The organism is Arthrobacter sp. Y81, from assembly GCF_002929335.1.
Lineage (GTDB): Bacteria > Actinomycetota > Actinomycetes > Actinomycetales > Micrococcaceae > Arthrobacter.
On record NZ_PJIL01000102.1, the window covers coordinates 1 to 521 of the forward strand.

Annotated in this window: 1 protein-coding gene; it reads left to right on the forward strand. The window is 61.8% G+C overall.

What is annotated here, in order from left to right:
• Positions 1 to 381: HAD family phosphatase (locus CXQ91_RS24390; RefSeq protein WP_146072445.1), on the forward strand; the 381-nt coding region annotated here is incomplete at its 5' end.
• Positions 382 to 521: the final 140 nt, after the last annotated feature.

A 521-nucleotide genomic window follows, 5' to 3' on the forward strand; every position in this document is an offset into this window, starting at 1 on the left:
TACCCGGGCTCGCTCAAGTTCATCAACGCCGCGCTGGAGCAGGGACTGCAGGTAGCGGTCGTATCCTCCTCTCGCAATGCACCCGCAGTACTGATTGCCTCGGGCCTTGCCCACCATTTCGAGGTGGTGGTTGATGGGCAGGTGGCTGCTGCCGCCGGGCTTCCAGGCAAGCCGGACCCTGCAACGTTCGCCTATGCAGCCTCGCTGTTAGGCGTCCCCACCGAAGAATGCATCGTGGTGGAGGACGCTGTGGCAGGCGTCCAGGCTGGGAGCAGAGGCCACTTCCATGCTGTGATCGGCGTGGACCGCGGCGCAGGCCATCAGAGCCTGTTCGACGCGGGCGCCACTCAAGTAGTTGACGACCTCAACGAACTTCTCTGACTCAACTCTTTAAAAGGACTTCAAAAGCCTATGGCACTCATCAGCTCTGACCGGCGGCGCTTCCCTTGCGAGCCTTGGAAACTCGTGGAAGACATCCACCTCCCCGGCGACGAGGGTACCCTCGAGACGCTGTTCGCACT